We start from the raw sequence: 17,476 nt of genomic DNA, 5'->3' as shown, positions 1-17,476 counted from the left end.
TACCATTATACAAGACTTGGGGAGGTACTTCCTTTTTTGCATTTGAAAACCCTTGGAGCACAAGGGCTAAGAAATATGAAATTCATTCACATAGAAAAATTTTCTGAATCCTGTATACTTTTACTAAAGAAGAAGGAGGACAAACTTTATTAAAGTTGGTGATTTCAATGAAAAGTTATTTTTATCGATACATAAAAAGTAAGAAGAGCTTGCTGATTGCCGGTTTAATGGTGCTCTTTCCAATCATTGATTTATTTTTTTTAAACAGTCAATGGGAGGAGAAGTTTACGGTCAACCAGTCTCTCTTTCTCGTTGGTAATTCCGAGGGACATATGATGCAAATTCTTTTTCTGTGGTTTCTGCCAATCTACCTCTTAATCATGGTTTCCGAATACTACATTCAAGATGTCGCCTCAGGATCAAATACGGTCCAGATCGTCAAAGTCGGCAAAAAAAAGTACTTCACCAATCAACTGCTCTTTTCGTTCCTGGTCGCTTTCACAGTCATGCTGCTCGCGCTCCTCGTCAACCTGGCCCTGGCATTTATTCTTAACCATAATAGCGTGCAGGATCCTACCACATCATCGCTCGGGCTGTATCGAAAATACATCCCGCAGCATCCGGAACTCGCTTATGGATACTTCATGCTGACCCACCAGGCATTGGCGAATCTGATCAGTATCCTCCTTGCCAGTTTTCTATCCGGAATTGCTGCGGTTGGTCTGACGGCGCTCTGTTTCTTGTTTCCTAAACGCGTGTACGCCTACTTTCTCAGCTTTGCGCTATGGATTCTTTTAATTACGGGGAAACACTCTTTATTAAAAGCAATTCAACCATTTAACGAGTATCCTTGGACTCAATTATTGACCAATGTTCTGCTGTTTCTTATCCTAGTAGCCCTTCTGACACTCAGCTCATTGATTTACAAGGTGAAAAGCGATGAACTTTGACCGCAGACGGACGTTGCTCACATCCCTGTTGCTGATCGTTTACTTCGGACTGCATTACTATTTTTTAAACAGCGAAGATATCTACCATCCTATCAAAGACAGTTTGATGAGGATTACCACCAGCTTTTTTTGTTACTATAGTACAGAACACGTTACCTTTATTTTCAGTACACTGTTTTTGTTAGCACGAAATTATGGCTGGCGCCAGTCGCCCTTATTTTGGCTGCGGCAGAAAAGCAGAGGTGCGATTATTAATAAATATACGCAAAACACGATTCTGCTCTCATTATTAGTTGCCGTCCTTCACGGCGCTGTCGGTGTCCTGTTTACGCTGTTCGTCGTTAAAAACGATCAACTGGTACAAAATCAATTTTATACACTGGCTTTAATCTATACCGGTGTACTCTTTCTTTATCTGCTGATCGTCGGGTTGATTGCCCTTAACTTGGAAAACTTTGTTTCGCCAATGCAGGCCATTATCCTTACGATCATCATCATGTTTAGCGCTCACTTTTTAGGCAAAGGGCACTGGTCGCCAGTTGTCGATCTTGAAATATTTCCTGACGCCTATTTAAATCACGAACTGACCCTGAACGAACTGATCCTCAGGCCCTTGAGGCTGGCAGGGATTAGTGTCATCTTGTATCTGATCGGCAGCAACTTTATTTATCGAAGGGATTTTCTCAAATGAAGCGAGACAAACAATTTATCTTGCTGACAATTATGGGCGTTTCTTTTCTGCAGGCCAATACATTTTCCGTCATTCATGAATCGGAACCGAATTGGCCGATTCCGCTGCTGCCCTTGCTCAGTGTCTCCGATGCCCCGCAGCTTCCGTTCTTGATGATGTGGTATTTCGGTTTCGGTCTGATCAGCTTCTTTGTGATGGGTTCCGTAAAGCGCACGGTGAACGGATACGGAAAATATCTGTTCGTACGCAATTACAATCGATCAAAATGGATGCTTTTTACCTTACTCAAAGTATCCGGGTGGGCGATCGGGCTTACCTTGATCCAATTTACGGCATCAGGGATTGTCGGATGGATTCTCAATTTGGACGGGGCGCAAGTTCGATTCAGCGGAATCGTTCTAATCAAATCCTTATCCCTGTATCTTCTGACGATTGTTTGTTTGCTGATGGTGCAGATGCTGCTTGAACTCTTTTTCTCGGAAATAACCACTTTTCTTTTAACGAATGGCTATGTAACCTTCTCCCTTGCTGTATGGAGTTATTTAAAGCTGGTTGCATCGGGGAACACACTCATTTATTTGTTTGTACCCAATTTTATGTTCCCGCTCAAGTCTATCCCATTGGTTGAGGACGGGTTACAGATTCAGCAAGATCTCGCTCTTAGTATTGACCTCGGCGTGATTGCAGTCATTACCTTCATGGCTTTGAGAACGATTAAAAAAATTGATATTTTTTGAGGAGGAAGAAAATTGCCGACGATCGTAGCAGAACATGTCAGTAAAAAGATAAAACACACAGATGTATTAACCGACATTACGTATACATTTAATGAGCACTACACCTACGGCTTAAGCGGACGAAACGGTTCCGGAAAAACAATGCTCATTCGTGCCCTATGTGGATTAATCTATATTAACAGCGGAACGATTAAGGTTGACGGCAAAGTCCTCCATCAGGATCTGTCCTTTCCACCGAGCATCGGCGTGATTATTGAAAAAACAGATCTGCTATCTGAGTACAGCGCCTTTACCAATCTAAAAATCCTTTCAAAAATCAAAGGGATCACCTCAGATCAAGAAATTAAAGAGGCCATTGATCGTGTTGGCCTTGATCCGGAGAGTAAAATGCCGGTTCGAAAATTTTCATTGGGGATGAAACAGCGGCTCAGTATTGCTCAGGCGATCTTTGAAAAACCGGACATCCTGCTGCTCGATGAACCAACAAATGCGATTGACAAAAAAGGTGTTGAATCGGTGCGTAACATTCTTCTTGAGGAGAAGAAACGTGGCGCGCTGATCATCATCGCCAGCCACAATCAAGAGGATCTTACTATTCTCGCCGATACCATTCTGACCATGGAGGGAGGACGCTTGGTAGGTAATGACCAAAAATAAAAAACTGCTTTTTTTTACGCTTCTTCTTGCAATCGCGTGCATCCTGTTTTTCCGTTTTACAGCAAAAGAAACCTATTCTGATTTCAACAGAACAGCTAAGGATAACCCGGCCAGAAGCACCACAGTAATGAGCGGTGAAACCTATCCGGTCGACAATGTGCGGTTTAAACCGGGTTATTATGATCTGACCGTTACCAGCGGACAAATAACGATTCAATCCGTGCGTTTAGAGAAGGGCGATCACTTTGTCGGTGTTTCCTTTTATGGTGGCAATAAAGTGAACGTATCGGGCAAGGGCACTGCTTCTCTTGCTCCCGCCCAGTTTAAAAAACTGCCTCTCGTTAACCATCGCTATCTGATTCGTCACCAGTCCGGCTACTATCAAGCAGGAAAAGAAATCGAAGCTGGCAACTATCAGTTAAAGGTGACGAATAAAAAAGGGACACCTTTTTATCTTTTTGTACAAGTGACCGATCCAAAGTCCGCTAATGGTGGAAGGAGTTTTGATCTAAGCCATAAAAAGTCAACCGCTTCGTTTGCACTTAAGAAGGGACAAATTCTTGAGCTTTTGAATTGGTCTAAGGAAAGCACGGATTTAACGCTTTCCTTAACGCTGCAGCACGATTGATTAATTTGCACGTGATTTGGGTCTTAAAAAGAAAACAAAAAGTAATCCATCCGCTTCCTCCCTGCGTGATGGACGACTTTTTGTGGTTTTCCGCAACGTCATGAATAAGCCACTCTGATTACTCATTCCCCCACGTTTTCTTAATAAACGCATCGCGTCCGGACTCCTCACGTTCAGCTTTATAGCGGTCCGGGTGTTTCCTGTAAAATTTCTGATGTTCTTCCTCGGCTGGATAAAACGGCGCTTCCGGAAGAATCCGCGTCACAATCGGCTTGTGGAAGCGTCCACTTGCTGCCAGGACTGCTTTCGATTGCTCCGCCAGCCCCTTTTGCTCCGCATTATGATAAAAAATCGCGGTTCGGTAATTAGAGCCGCGATCAAAGAATTGTCCCTCATCATCGGTTGGATCAACCTGTGTCCAGTAAAGCTCAAGCAGTTTTTCATAAGGAAACAGCGTTGGATCAAAGATGACCTGAATGGCTTCCATATGGCCGGTTGTCCCTGTTTTCACTTGTTCATAGGTCGGATTCTCAACGGTTCCGCCTGTATAACCGGAAACCACCGATTCGATGCCCGGCAATGTATCAAAAGGCTTGACCATGCACCAGAAACAGCCTCCGGCGAACGTGGCCTTCTCAAGCTTTTTCGTCATGTTCCGCATCCTCTCCTCGCGCGTTGCGCTCAATCTCCGGCTCGTTTTTCATTAATGGCAGCCGTACGGTAAAGGTTGTCCCTTTGCCCAGCTCGCTTTCTACTTCGATTTTGCCACGATGTTTGCTGACGATCCAATCGGCGATCGACAGCCCGAGACCGGTCCCTTTTCGTTCCGTTCGCGATTGATCGGCCTGATAGAACCGATCGAAAATATGCGGGAGTTCTTTCTCAGAAAGTCCGCAGCCGCTATCCGATACGGTTAGCTTGGCAAATTTGTTTTCACGCGAGCAAGCCACTTGAATCGCTCCGTTTTTCGATGTGAATTTCATCGCATTATCGAGTAGAATAACGAGCAGCTGATGCACACGCTGTTCATCCCCATTAATATATATGGGATCTTCCGATACTTCAAGTGAAAATGCTTTCTCTTCAAATTCAGCCATCTCCGAGAATGGCTCTGTTACCTTTTTAATCATTACCTTTAGGTCAAACGGCGCGAGTGTGACTTCAAGACGGTTGGCATCACTACGGGCAAGGGTCAGTAAATTGCCGACAAGCTTGGAGAGGCGGCGTGTCTCATCAAGCATCACTGCAATGTCCTCGCCGGATTCCTGCACTTTTTGCCGCGGTTGCCACAACAGTCCTTCAATTTTCAATTGAATGATTGAAAGCGGCGTACGCAACTCATGAGACGCATCGGCGACAAACCGATTTTGTCGATTCCACGCCCTTTCAATCGGCTGAAGCGCACGCCACGCCAGAAAGTAGCCGGCAATGATCGACACAAAAGCGCCAATGGCAAGCCCTAACAAAATAATCATCTGAAGGGTGTTTAAGAGATTCTTTTCCGCAGTCACATCGTTAATAAAAATAACTTTAAAGGCTTGTCCATCGATATCTGCTTTTCTGACGAGTAAATGGTAATAATTGTCACCCACTCGCTGTTCAACACTATTTTCTGATGTTGCGGTTAAAAAAGGTTTGAAAAACTGCTTGGAAACTTGGGTGCCCTCAGCAAAATCCAGACTGGATTTTTTTTGTTCATTCTTCGCATTAACAATGACCCAATAGAGTCTTGGATTGCGCAGGCGTTGCTCGACCATTCCGCCGCCCGGCATGGGTCTTTGGTTCATTCTTGGGACGTCAGGACTGTCAACGGATTTCATCAAAGCTTGATCACTGTTTCGAAAGGTTACATTTTTCTCGTAAAAGTAGATCGTTCCGCCTAATAAGCTAAGAAGTAAAATCAGAAGCGCAGCATTTAAAATGGTCAGTTTGATGAGTGTTTTTCGAAAAAGATCCATGGATTCACTCACTTATCCGTCAGCATATAGCCGATGCCGCGCACGGTGTGGATGTCGGCGTCATAGGCATACTTTTTTAGTTTTTTGCGCAGTTGGTGGATGTACACTTCGACTATGCCCACGGTTGTATCCGAATCAAAACCCCAGATCCGGTCAAAAATCTGCTCTCGTGTAAGAATTTGATCCTCGTTCTGTACCAAATATTCGAGCAGATCATATTGCTTTGTCGTGAAAGAAAGCAGATCGCCATCCACCTTGATCTGTTTACGTTTGTTATCAATTGCAATGCCTTTATAGCGGAGGATGTGGTCGAGCGACATCGGTGAACTCCGGCGCAAAATCGCTGCGATTCTGGCTTTCAATTCCTGATTTTGGAACGGCTTAACGATATAGTCATCGCCGCCGAGGTTCAGCCCCTTGACGCGATCATCCACCGCATCGCGTGCCGTCAGAAAAATAATCGGTGTTTCGACCCCTTTTTTACGGATCTGTTCCGTAACCTCAAAGCCGTCCAGTCCCGGCAGCATCACATCGAGTATGATCGCATCATAGATATTCTGTTCCGCCTGATACAGCGCTTCATCGCCGTCTTCTGCTGAGTCAACCGTATAGTCCTCTTGCAGCAGGCGGACAATTTCTTGACGTAGATAGGTGTTATCTTCAACAGCCAACAGCCTCATGCTTCTCCCACCATTCATCCCTCATACCCTTTATTTTACACAGAATTGTCAAAAGGTGAAACACGTTCACTCCGTACGCAACGCGTCAATCGGTTTAAGTTTTGATGCTTTGTATGCCGGGAAAACGCCGAAGATAATGCCGACAATTGCCGAGAAAAGAAAGGCAGCGGTCATGATCGGCAACGAAAAGACAATTGTGGCTCCGGCGGTCAATTCATAGACTTTTGCAGTCAAAACGCCAATGGCTGCGCCGCACAACCCACCAAGCATACTAAGCACCGCGGATTCAATTAAAAATTGCAGCATAATATCGCGACGTTTCGCTCCGATCGCTTTTCTAATCCCGATTTCTCGTGTTCGCTCGGTTACCGAAACAAGCATAATGTTCATAATCCCGATCCCACCGACGAGTAAAGAAATTCCGGCAATGCCTGTAAGCAGCATCGTCATTGAATCGGTCACTGCGCGCATTGCTTCCATAACATCCTGCTGATTTACAACACTGTAATCATCCGAATCGCTGTAGGTTTCGCTCATCACACGTGAAATAGCGGCCATTGCAAGATTAACCGACTGCTGATTCTCTGCCTGCGCATAAAATTGAGTAATATACGTCGTTTGCTGCAGACGCTGCGCGGTTGAGTAAGGAAGGAAAGCAGCATCATCGCTGCTTGTCCCCATCGAACCGCCCTTGCTGTTCAAGACACCAACGACCAAATAGTTTGCGCCGTCAATCCGCACATACTTGTCGATCGGCGACTGATTTTCAAAGAGCGTCGTTGCAAGATCGCTGCCAAGCACAACCACCTTCTGCCGAAATTTTTCATCAAGTGAAGAAATAAAGCGGCCTTCCTTCACCGTCATTTGCCGAATTGACAAATAACTCGATGTTGTTCCTGTGACACTGGCAGTCGTGGACGTACTGCCCTTCTGAAAGGTATTTCGCCCGCTCAGCACCGGCGCAACATGTTTAACCCCAGTTGCTTGTTTCACTTGCTTTAACTGATCCATCGTAAAATGGGTATCCGTATTGGTAATATTTACGGTGATGAGATTGGTGCCTAGGCTGTTTACACTATCGGCCACCGATTTGCTCGACCCTTGACCAATCGCAAGCAGGGCAATGACGGAACCAACACCGATAATGATGCCCAGCATGGTCAGAAACGAACGCAGTTTATTGCCCTGAATATTGCGCACAGCCATTTTAATAGATGTGAATACGTTCATCAGATATGCTCACCTTCCTGCAGTTTACCGTCGCGAATGCTAACGGTCCGCGTCGCCTTGCGCGCTACCTCCAAATCATGGGTGATCAGAACAATGGTGCGGCCTTGATGATTCAGCGCAGTAAGCAGCGCCATAATATCGTCGCTTGTCTTGCTGTCCAAAGCGCCGGTTGGTTCATCGGCCAGCAAAATTTGCGGCTGCCCGGCCAGCGCCCGGGCAATGGCAACGCGTTGCTGCTGTCCGCCTGAAAGCTGATTTGGCCGATGTGCAGCCCGTTCTTTTAGTCCAACAGCCTCCAAACATTCGCGTGCTCGTGCCTTCCGTTCCTTTGTTTTGACCCCGCGATAAATCAACGGCAGTTCAACATTTTCTAATGCGGTCATCTTGCCTAAAAGATTAAAGTTTTGAAAAATGAAGCCAATTTTTTGGTTTCGGATCTCAGCCAAATCGTGATCCTTGAGTCGATCAACGGCGCTGCCGCCTAACACGTAACTGCCGCTATCTGGTTTATCCAAACAGCCTATGATGTTCATCAAGGTCGATTTTCCCGAACCGGAGGGCCCCACAATGGAGACAAAAGCCCCTTCTTCAATGGTTAGATGAATACGATTGAGTGCATGAACCACTTGCCCGCCCAGCTGGTACGTTTTTTCGACGGCTTTCATTGTAATGATCGCTTCGGTCATGGCCGTTGTCCGCCTCCGTTTCCACCAGAGCCGAAGTTACGTCTGCCTTGTCCTTGCCCTTGGCCGTTCATAGCTCCGCCGTTTTGCATCATCTGAAATTGGCCTTGGCCTCGGTTGCTGTTCGTTGAAGTTGATGAGGGAGATGATTTGGTTATCGGATTCAACTGAACCGTCTGTCCTTCTGTAAGTCCGGACTTAATTTCAATCGATTGGTCGTTATGAATCCCGATCGATACGGTTTGCTGACTGCCGCGTTCGCTTTCCATACTTGCGCTTCTGCGGAAAGCTTCGTTATTCGAATCGCTTGACCCCGTTGACTGATAAACATAATAGTTGTTCCCGTTTTGATGTACGGCTCCGGACGGCAAATAGAGAACATTCGATTTTTTCTCAAGGATGATCTTTGCCGTTGTTGTCATGCCTGGCTTCAATTGCGTTGATTTTGTTAAATGAACGGTAACGTCAAAAGAAGAGGTCCCGTTTGTTATTGAACCTTCCTTTGCAATTGATGTTACCTTTCCACTGAACGTCTTATTTGGAAAAGCATTGACCGTAACCGTAACCTTTTGACCCTTTTTAATTTTCGAAATATCCAGTTCATCAATGGACAGAACGGTATTCAAATCGCTGTAATTTGTGAGATGGACCACCTTTTCAGCTGTGTTTACCCGGCTTCCTTGGTAAACAGAGACACTGGTTACGCTCCCCGATTTCGGTGCAGTGAGCGTTGTGCCATCGGTAAAGGTCAGCAGCTTATCTCCTTTTTCAACGGTGTCATTTTTCGAAACGTTTACTTCATCAACCGTCTTTGACGCATCCTCTGCATCAATCGTGACCTCTTCATCAACCGCAGGCGCCAACGCTCCTGATCCGTCAACACTGGTTTCGAGTGTTCCTTTCTGAACCTTCGTGGTTGGAATGAGCGTTTGCGTTTCCTGATTTTTATTTTTCGACAGATACCAGTATGTACCGCCTCCACCTAAGGCAAGCACGACCACAAGCACCGTGATCCAAATCTTCTTCATGACAATAACCCCTCCGACATCATCGTTTGTATTGGTTTATGCATTTCAGTTTACCGACGGATTCTTAACTTTTGCTTAAGCGGTGCAAAGCAAATCCGTGTATCAACCAAAGGCAGTCAGGTCATACGCGCAGATTGTCTGTTTTCGGGTAAAAAAAAATGCTTCAGCCTATGTTCTCTGAAGCGCAAAATAAAACGTTATTGTGCGTATTATTTTTTAAAATGAAAGGGAACGGTTGCGATCACAATGTCCTTATGGCGAATCAAACTTGCTTTGATCAATACCCCGGACTGGTTGTGCAGCAGGCTCTGCCACCATTTCTTCGTGTAGAATTGCGGGAAGACAACGGTCACTGTTGCGCCGCGCTTTTCTGCCTTGTATTTTACCGTACTGATAAATTTGTCGAGTGGATTGACAATGCTGCGGTAGGGCGAATGTATGGTCACTAAGCGTACGCCTGGATTCCACGCATTCCATGCATCATCCATTTTTTGAATGGCTTCCGGACTGTCCCCGACAAATACAGCGATGACATTATCCGACAGTGATCGTGCATAAGTGAGCGATTGCTCGACAACTTTGGTAATTCCTGCAACCGGAACGACAATAATGTTATCGGAAGCATGAATAACCGGTACCGGCTGGCGAGTATCCACGCGGAGCTGCTCGGCAACCAGCACATAGTGTTCATGAATTTTATGAAACATAAAGACAACGATCGGTACGAATATCAGGACCGGCCATATTTGCGGGAACTTGGTTAAGAAGAAAATCACGAGAATCATGTAGCAGATCAATGCGCCGATCAGGTTTATCACCAGCTTGCCGATCCAACCGGATGGACGCCGCTTCATCCAGTGCACGATCATCCCGGTCTGTGATAATGAGAACGGAATGAACACACCGACTGCATAAAGCGGAATCAAACTTTCCGTACGTCCTTTAAAAATAATCAGCAAGAGGATCGACAAGGCTCCTAACGTAATGATTCCGTTCGAGTAGCCAAGGCGGTCGCCTTTCACCTTAAACGGGCGCGGCATATATTTATCCTTCGCCAAGTTGAATGCTAATAATGGGAATGCAGAATAGCCGGTGTTCGCCGCAAGAATCAGGATCAATGCAGTAGACGCCTGAATGATGTAATAGAGAATGCTGCGGCCAAACAAGTGAGATGCCAGTTGCGAGAGCACGGTCTGGTCGGCAGACGGATGCACCCCGTATAAATAGGCTAAGCCAACAATACCAAGCAGCAAGACCGCAAGAATTCCGCCCATCATCAGCAGCGTACGCGCCGCATTTTTCGGTGCTGGTTCTTTAAAACTCGGAATGGCGTTTGAGATCGCTTCGACACCGGTCAGCGCTGAACATCCGGATGAAAAAGCACGCAGAAGCAAAAACAGACTCATCCCCATTACCGGTGTACCGATTGGTGCCGATTCATGGATAGGCGCCGACTGTCCGGTCATCATCGCAAATATCCCCCCACCGATGACAAGGAGCATCATCAATACAAAGAAATAGACAGGATAGGAAAGCAACGTTGCCGAATCCGTCAACCCACGTAAGTTCAGAATGGTAATGATCACGACAATAATCACAGCAACCGCAACGCTATGCGCGCGGAGCGCAGGAAATGCAGAAGTGATGGCATCGCCTCCTGCCGATACACTGACGGCAACCGTTAATATATAGTCAACCAGCAGCGCGCCGCCGGCAGTCAGTCCAAAATTGGTTCCAAGATTTTCTTTAGCCACCACGTAGGCGCCGCCGCCCTGCGGATAAGCATGAATGATTTGCTGGTATGATAAAACCAGTGCAACAAGCAGGATGAGTACCGCAAGACCAATCGGCAGGGAAAACCAAAGTGCGGTACTTCCAGCAGCCATGAGAACAATGAGAATCTGTTCCGGTCCATATGCGACTGAAGACAGCGCGTCAGAGGACAAAACGGCAAGTGCCTTAAACTTACTTAACTTTTGTCCACTTGATTCATTTGATTTCAATGGCCGGCCGATCAGCAGCCGTTTCATTTTTGTGAACATCATCAATACTCCTTTATCGAACCACTTATATTTACGCACGCGTCTTTAAAAATAAATGAACACGACCGAATCACGTTTAGACGTTCAAACGTTTTTCGATCGCGTGAATCGATTATATGCCCTTTTTTTAAACAGTACAAAGACAAAAAACAACCGTTTATAGGCATAAGTCCTGCAAGATTCGTCGTTATTTCCCAGGCAATAATCAGCAAGCGACATTATTTTCTTTTATTTTTTACATTTTTTTGTGCAAAGGCGAGTGACACAACCGTGCCGATAATACATAAAGCGCCAAGCCAATCAAATAAAGTAAACGGGACATGCAGCCAAACCACACTAACCAAAGCTGCCGACAGCGGTTCAGCGCAACCAAGCATACTGGTCTCCAGCGGCTTCAGATAGCTCAAGCTGGCTAAATACAAATAAAAGGCGATTAACGTCCCGAATAGGATGACAAAAACGATGCCAATGAACGCCGCCATCGACCATTGCCCATGAAAAATCCATGGCGGATAGAATAAACTCATTGCCGCCCCGCCGATCACCATACCCCAGCCGACCACAACACCCGGACCAAACTGTTTCAGGATGGATGCCGGTTGGGTAGCGTAAATGGCGCCGCCAAGCGCCGCCAACAGTCCCCAAATGATGGCGCCCGGAGCAATCGATAATTGATTGGGATGTCCTTTAGTGACCAGAAAAAAGACACCTAAAAGTGCAATCACCATTGCGGCGATTTCTATAACTCTCGGTTTTTTCCTCAAAATAAAAATGCTAAATGACAGGATTAATACCGGACTGAGATACTGCAGCAATGTTGCGGTTGCAGCGTTTCCAGCCGCGACCGCTTCAAAATAGGTATATTGGGCGCCAATCATTCCCACCAAACCAAAAATGATCACCCGTGCCGCCGAATGGCGCGTCTGCCAAATCTGCCACACTTGGCGTCGATTTTTTCCGCATTGCATCAAAACAAGCAGTAAAAAGCCAGCCGTGAGCATACGCACCGATGTCAGCCAGCCAGCACTAATCTTCTGCGTATCAAATAAATATTGGGCAGCATTTCCGGAAACACCCCACAGTGTTGCGCCGTTAAGCACAAGCATGATGCCGATCGGTCGCGCCCATGATCGAATGCGGCCGGCCGGTTGTGCGTATTCTGCCAAATTTTTCACCCTCCCTATCGGTAAACGGACACCCATATCATATCCATTCGCCTCTCCTCCGTCAATCATACATTTTCTACTCATCTGAGTTTTGTGACAATGAAGTAAAGATATTGAACGGTGACGCTTATCTTTTTCCGTAAAAGCGTATAATGGACTGTACGAAACGCTTGCTTTTTTTCAGGGATGAAGGAGGAGCACGATGAAAACAGCAGTTTATGCCCACCGCGGCAGCAAGTGCAATTGTCCTGAGAATACATTACCGGCTTTTGAAGAAGCAATACGTGTAGGAAGTGACGGCATTGAACTGGATGTGCACTTGACCAAAGATCAGCAGGTCGTCGTCATGCATGATGAAAAGATCGACCGAACGACGAATGGAAAAGGACAAATTAAAACCTACACGTTGGATGCATTAAAAAAATTTGATGCAGGTTCCTGGTTCTCACCTAAATTTAAAGGAACACGCATTCCGACACTGACTCAAGTACTTGAATTTATTGCTGATTATCAAGGCGTATTGAATATAGAACTTAAAACAGATCGAAACGTCTACCCAGGCATCGAATCGCGAGTGGTCGCACTCGTCAATCGCTACCGACCGAATCTTCCGGTCGTGTACTCATCCTTTAATCATGAATCCTTAATGCGTCTTAAAGCAGTTAAACCGAATGCCGACCTGGCTCTGCTCCTATGGGAACGCCTTGCCGAACCTTGGCACTATACGAAACAGATTGGTGCTTCCGCGCAACATCTCTGGCAGCCGTCCGCACTTTCAGACACAGCTGCCCAGCTGCAAAGCCATGGCATCAAAGTACGGGCATGGACCGTCAATAAACCTAGAATTATGCAGCAGGCTTTTGAAATGGGCCTTGACGCAATCATCACCGACCAGCCGGAAGCGGCATTAAGCTTGCGGAAAAGCTGCTGCAAGTAACTTTTGCAAGCGGCCGTACGCGCCCCTGAGTAGCCTCTTTTTTTTACTTGTTTATAAACCCATCGATGTGCCATTGGAAGCACGCGCTGCTTCCGCTATAATGAAATGGGATAAATGAATGGGACGCATTAACTGAAAAAAGAGGGATACTCATGAATGGCAAACGAGCAGCAGGACGAAAAGCGGTTGAAGAAATTAAGGATGGCATGACCATTGGCCTCGGTACCGGCTCAACAGTCTATTATTTTCTAGAAGCGCTTGCCGAGAAAGTTGCTGACGGGTTTCATATGACCGGTGTTGCAACGTCTCAAAAAACAATTGATCTTGCTCACCAATGGAACATTCCGATGCAACCGCTGAATGCGGTCAAAACCATTGATATCACGATTGATGGTGCTGATGAAGTGGATGCGTCACTGAACGGGATCAAAGGCGGCGGCGGTGCACTGCTCTATGAGAAATTAGTTGCTAAAGCTTCAAAACGCCGCGTCTGGATCGTTGACAACAGCAAAAAGGTTGAGCAGCTGGGTACATTCCCGCTTCCCGTCGAAGTGGTACCTTTCGGATGGAAGCACATCGAAACCTATCTTGAAGGGAAAGGCTATCAACCGCAAGTGCGCCGCGGCGACGACAATGAACCGTACATCACCGACGCAAAACACTATATTCTTGATCTCCACTTAACGTCGATTGCCGATCCGCGTGCACTGGCCGATGAATTGGACCACCTCACCGGTGTTGTTGAGCATGGCCTTTTTCTCAATATGACCGATAAAGTGATTATCGGTTACCCGGACGGGCAGACCGAAACACTCGCGAAGTAACCGTAAAACCCGAATAGAAAACAGTTCAAAGCGGTTTGACCACATCTTTCATGAGGTCAAACCGTTTTACTAGGGGGGACCCATCGATTCATCACGCTTGACATCAATTATCCTTGTAATTAGAATAGTTACAGGTGGTGACTATGAACCCATGATTAATACACGTGTTGCCGTCGCGATCCACACCATGGCTCTGATTGCATCTAGACCGAATGATGATTTGCCGTCGGACGACATTGCAGCCAGTGTCAACACAAATCCCGTTGTCATACGACGCATTCTCGGCATGTTAAAAAGAGCCGGATTAATTCGGACAACTGCCGGAAAAGCAGGTGCTTCACTCACTCGTGATCCGGAAAAGATTTCGCTGCTTGATGTATTCCATGCGGTTGAGCCAAATGGAAGCTTATTTGCCGTACATGACAATCCAAATGTCCACTGTCCGGTAGGCAAAGGTATCCGCACTGTGCTCGATGAAGCCTTTGGTGCTGCACAACATGCCCTAGAGAACAAGCTTTCTTCTGAAACACTGCAAGACATTCTTCATCATCTCTTTGATGATGCGTGATTTTTTGCATATACCCTGTAACTATACCCGTTACAAGATGGAGGTTTTAACAAATGAAAATTGCTGTAATTGGTGCTGCCGGGAAAGCCGGGTCAGCAATCACTCAAGAAGCAAAGCAGCGCGGCCATCAAGTGACTGCGATTGTACGGCACCCGGAGAAATTAAAAGAAACCGATGTTCCTGTTTTGAAAAAGGATCTCTTTGACCTAACGCGTGAGGATCTGGCTGATTTCGACGTTGTTGTTCATGCATTTTCGGCGCCTGCCGAGCAGGCAGAGTTGCATGTTAAAGCGGGAAGGAAACTCATTCAGCTGCTTTCAGGATTAACGAATACTCGGCTGATCGTTGTAGGGGGGGCCGGCAGCCTATTCGTTGATGCGGACAAAAAAGTGCCGCTTGTCGACACACCTGAATTTCCGGAAGCGTTTCGTGCTATTGCAACGAATCAGGCAAAAAATTTGCAGGATCTCTATAAAACCAGCAAGCTCAACTGGACATTTCTCAGCCCATCCGCAATCTTTGCTATTGGGAAGCGAACCGGGCATTACACAACAGGCGAGGATCACCTGCTCATTAACCGGACCGGAAAAAGCTACGTCAGCTATGCGGATTATGCGGCCGCTTTAGTTGATGAGATTGAGCACCCTAAACATCAGAATAAACGATTTACTGTGGTATCCGAAGAAGACTAAGAAGCAGAATATGCACAGGATGTTTGCGTTTGACGCGGGCATCCACTTCACATTCATCCCCCTTGGATCCGTTCATCAGTACGCGGGCCAAGGGGGATTCTGATTGCATTGCGTCTACATTAAAACGCACCCTTTTTCACAGCCTGTGCACAACGATCAATCCATTGCTTCACAAATGGATCATGCGGCAGAATGCGATCCTTCAAATCGTCTATAAAGAGAATCTTATCTTTACGGCACCACTCAATACGGGTTTAAAAGAGCTGCATATCCAGATCGTCTGTATCCCAATAAACAGAAACCACCGAAATACGCGCCTTTTTATAGAGAAAAGCCCGTGTATGTCCATCCGTGAGAAAAACCTCCCCGCCAATTTTTCTTACCGGAAGCGGTGGATTAAATCGAACCCTCAGCGGATCAAACGACTGGTTTAGCCGCGCCACTTTCTTCTGATCCAAATAAAGCTGGCTGGGACGAATATCCATTAGATCCATCAAAAATGTGTACATTCAAATCGCCCTCTTTTCTTTATCGTCAGCCGCTCGCGGTTTGCGAATCAAAAGATAACCGATCAATAATGCACTCAATTCACAGATGAGGATCATCACTGCCATTGGAACGTAAGTATGGCTGCCGCCCAGTCCAACGAGCGGCGAGAATAAAGCACCGATCGTGTTCATTCCGAGTCCGAGTATTGCTGAGGCAGAACCAGCTGCCTTTGCCTGAGTCTGCATGGCGAGTGAAAAGGCCGTTGCGTTAACAAGTCCGACCATCGAAACGATCAGAAAGAGAGGGATCATGACTGCAATCAGTCGCGGCGGGTCAAGCAAGGTACTCGTAAACAACATCACGCCTCCCAGTGCAGCAAGGATCACCCCAGTATACAGGATTTTATGGGCGTCAATGCGTCCAGCCAGCAAACCGGCAAGCTGCGACATCAGGACAATGCCAAGACCATTTGCAGCAAAGAACACGCTGAAGCCTTGCGGCGAAACAGAAAACATTTCCTGAAGGACAAAAGACGAACCTGAGATATAACAAAACATGGCGCCCATAACAAGACCAAGAACAAGTGCATAACCGATAAAACGACGGTCACGGATCATTCCACCCATTGACGCGCGTGTTGCAGCAAGTCCTCCGGAAATCCGTTTACCTTCAGGCAGGGTTTCCGGAATAAACGCCCATGCACTGGCCAATAGCAAAAAGCCGATCACACACAGAACAATAAATACACCGCGCCACGATGCAAAACGAAGAATCACTCCACCCATAATTGGTGCCAGAATAGGAAATAGTCCATTGACAGCCATCAACATTGAGAAAAATTTCGTCAGTTTCGTTCCCGAGTAAAGGTCGCGGGCAATGGCCCTTGAGATCACCATGCCGGCTGCCCCTGCCGTCCCTTGTATCAAGCGCAGAACGATCAGTAAAAGGATTGATGTGGTCATCGCACACAGAAAGGACGTTACGGCGAAAGTCGCCAGTCCGATAAGCAACGGCATCTTGCGGCCATACCGGTCACTGAGCGGACCCACGATGATTTGTCCTAATGCGAGACCCACGAGACACGCCGTAATACTTAATTGAGCAAATGAAGGCGTCGTCACAAAATCTTTAGTCAAAGAAGGTAACGCCGGCAGATACATATCCATCGAAAGCGGGCCAAACGCACTCAGCGCTCCAAGCACCAACACAAATCGACGATAACTGCCCTTACGCTTATGTATTTTTACGAAACCCGTGTGCGCGTTTTGCATCCATAACCAGCCTTTCTATCTCGTGTCATTCCCATATCCCTTTTTGATTTCGATCAATTAATGATTGCCCATCTCTGCAAAAGCATCTGACGCTATCATAGCAAAAAAGAGGCTGTCCCAAAAGGGTGTTGAACTTATACTGCTACTGCGCTCCGATTGCTCGCATCAACTGATCGCGACCGCAGGCGATCCAGGAGCCTCCTCAGACCGGCAGGAATCTGCGGGGGCTCGCACGCATCAACAAA

General features: G+C 46.6%; 19 protein-coding genes. 9 read left to right on the top strand and 10 right to left on the bottom strand.

The features are described 5' to 3' along the window. Nucleotides 1-167 precede the first annotated feature (167 nt). The 5 genes from AA84_RS0110915 to AA84_RS0110895 are packed head-to-tail and all read left to right on the top strand — an operon-like array spanning nt 168 to nt 3,663. Nucleotides 168-950, top strand: coding sequence for a DUF2705 family protein (locus AA84_RS0110915; protein WP_028977233.1), 783 nt, complete (start codon nt 168-170; stop codon nt 948-950). Further along, complete coding sequence (locus tag AA84_RS0110910) at nt 940-1,641, top strand: WxPxxD family membrane protein (protein ID WP_028977232.1); 702 nt, start codon at nt 940-942, stop codon at nt 1,639-1,641. Before AA84_RS0110915 ends, AA84_RS0110910 begins: the two co-directional genes overlap by 11 nt. Further along, entirely contained in the window at nt 1,638-2,378 is a 741-nt protein-coding gene (locus tag AA84_RS0110905) for a DUF2705 family protein (protein WP_028977231.1), read from the top strand. Before AA84_RS0110910 ends, AA84_RS0110905 begins: the two co-directional genes overlap by 4 nt. A 12-nt stretch (nt 2,379-2,390) precedes the next feature. After that, a complete protein-coding gene (locus AA84_RS0110900; RefSeq protein WP_420542179.1) occupies nt 2,391-3,035 on the top strand; it encodes an ATP-binding cassette domain-containing protein in 645 nt (214 codons plus the stop codon). Next, a complete protein-coding gene (locus tag AA84_RS0110895) occupies nt 3,022-3,663 on the top strand; it encodes a hypothetical protein (RefSeq protein ID WP_028977229.1) in 642 nt (213 codons plus the stop codon). The genes AA84_RS0110900 and AA84_RS0110895 overlap by 14 nt, the downstream gene beginning before the upstream one ends. A 118-nt stretch (nt 3,664-3,781) precedes the next feature. Here the strand turns inward: AA84_RS0110895 and msrA are convergent, their stop codons facing one another. From msrA to AA84_RS0110855, 8 genes are all read right to left on the bottom strand, one after another. Then, complete coding sequence (gene msrA, locus AA84_RS0110890; RefSeq protein ID WP_028977228.1) at nt 3,782-4,315, bottom strand: peptide-methionine (S)-S-oxide reductase MsrA; 534 nt, start codon at nt 4,313-4,315, stop codon at nt 3,782-3,784. Beyond that, nucleotides 4,299-5,621, bottom strand: a complete 1,323-nt coding sequence (locus AA84_RS17690; protein ID WP_051577954.1) for a sensor histidine kinase — start codon at nt 5,619-5,621, stop codon at nt 4,299-4,301. Before AA84_RS17690 ends, msrA begins: the two co-directional genes overlap by 17 nt. Nucleotides 5,622-5,629: 8 nt before the next feature. Then, nucleotides 5,630-6,301, bottom strand: coding sequence for a response regulator transcription factor (locus AA84_RS0110880; RefSeq protein WP_028977227.1), 672 nt, complete (start codon nt 6,299-6,301; stop codon nt 5,630-5,632). Between the two features lie 66 nt (nt 6,302-6,367). Beyond that, the gene (locus AA84_RS0110875; RefSeq protein WP_028977226.1) at nt 6,368-7,531 is read right to left on the bottom strand and encodes an ABC transporter permease; all 1,164 of its coding nucleotides are present in this window, start codon (nt 7,529-7,531) and stop codon (nt 6,368-6,370) included. Then, nucleotides 7,531-8,217, bottom strand: coding sequence for an ABC transporter ATP-binding protein (locus AA84_RS0110870; protein WP_028977225.1), 687 nt, complete (start codon nt 8,215-8,217; stop codon nt 7,531-7,533). The genes AA84_RS0110875 and AA84_RS0110870 overlap by 1 nt, the downstream gene beginning before the upstream one ends. After that, nucleotides 8,214-9,242, bottom strand: a complete 1,029-nt coding sequence (locus AA84_RS17685; RefSeq protein ID WP_051577953.1) for an efflux RND transporter periplasmic adaptor subunit — start codon at nt 9,240-9,242, stop codon at nt 8,214-8,216. The genes AA84_RS0110870 and AA84_RS17685 overlap by 4 nt, the downstream gene beginning before the upstream one ends. A 209-nt stretch (nt 9,243-9,451) precedes the next feature. Continuing rightward, entirely contained in the window at nt 9,452-11,284 is a 1,833-nt protein-coding gene (locus tag AA84_RS0110860; protein WP_028977224.1) for an APC family permease, read from the bottom strand. A 218-nt stretch (nt 11,285-11,502) separates the two neighbouring features. Beyond that, complete coding sequence (locus AA84_RS0110855; RefSeq protein WP_231516910.1) at nt 11,503-12,450, bottom strand: DMT family transporter; 948 nt, start codon at nt 12,448-12,450, stop codon at nt 11,503-11,505. Nucleotides 12,451-12,652: 202 nt separating this feature from the next. Here AA84_RS0110855 and AA84_RS0110850 point away from each other — a divergent pair, with 202 nt between their 5' ends. The 4 genes from AA84_RS0110850 (at nt 12,653) to AA84_RS0110835 (ending at nt 15,471) form a co-directional block, all read left to right on the top strand. Next, nucleotides 12,653-13,387: a glycerophosphodiester phosphodiesterase gene (locus tag AA84_RS0110850; protein WP_028977222.1), complete on the top strand. Its 735-nt coding sequence runs from the start codon at nt 12,653-12,655 to the stop codon at nt 13,385-13,387. A gap of 152 nt (nt 13,388-13,539) precedes the next feature. After that, entirely contained in the window at nt 13,540-14,211 is a 672-nt protein-coding gene (gene rpiA / locus AA84_RS0110845) for a ribose-5-phosphate isomerase RpiA (protein ID WP_028977221.1), read from the top strand. Between the two features lie 151 nt (nt 14,212-14,362). Then, entirely contained in the window at nt 14,363-14,779 is a 417-nt protein-coding gene (locus tag AA84_RS0110840; RefSeq protein WP_028977220.1) for an Rrf2 family transcriptional regulator, read from the top strand. Between the two features lie 53 nt (nt 14,780-14,832). Beyond that, on the top strand, nt 14,833-15,471 hold the full coding sequence (locus AA84_RS0110835) for an NAD(P)-dependent oxidoreductase (protein WP_028977219.1): 639 nt from the start codon (nt 14,833-14,835) through the stop codon (nt 15,469-15,471). A gap of 254 nt (nt 15,472-15,725) precedes the next feature. Here AA84_RS0110835 and AA84_RS17680 read toward each other — a convergent pair whose 3' ends face one another. Next, nucleotides 15,726-15,980: a hypothetical protein gene (locus AA84_RS17680; RefSeq protein ID WP_236628084.1), complete on the bottom strand. Its 255-nt coding sequence runs from the start codon at nt 15,978-15,980 to the stop codon at nt 15,726-15,728. Further along, complete coding sequence (locus AA84_RS0110825) at nt 15,981-17,231, bottom strand: multidrug effflux MFS transporter (RefSeq protein WP_028977218.1); 1,251 nt, start codon at nt 17,229-17,231, stop codon at nt 15,981-15,983. Between the last annotated feature and the right edge of the window lie 245 nt (nt 17,232-17,476).

The organism is Sporolactobacillus terrae DSM 11697 (assembly GCF_000648615.1).
GTDB lineage: Bacteria > Bacillota > Bacilli > Bacillales > Sporolactobacillaceae > Sporolactobacillus > Sporolactobacillus terrae.
Note: the sequence above shows the minus strand (reverse complement) of the source record. Positions and strands in the feature narration are given on the sequence as shown.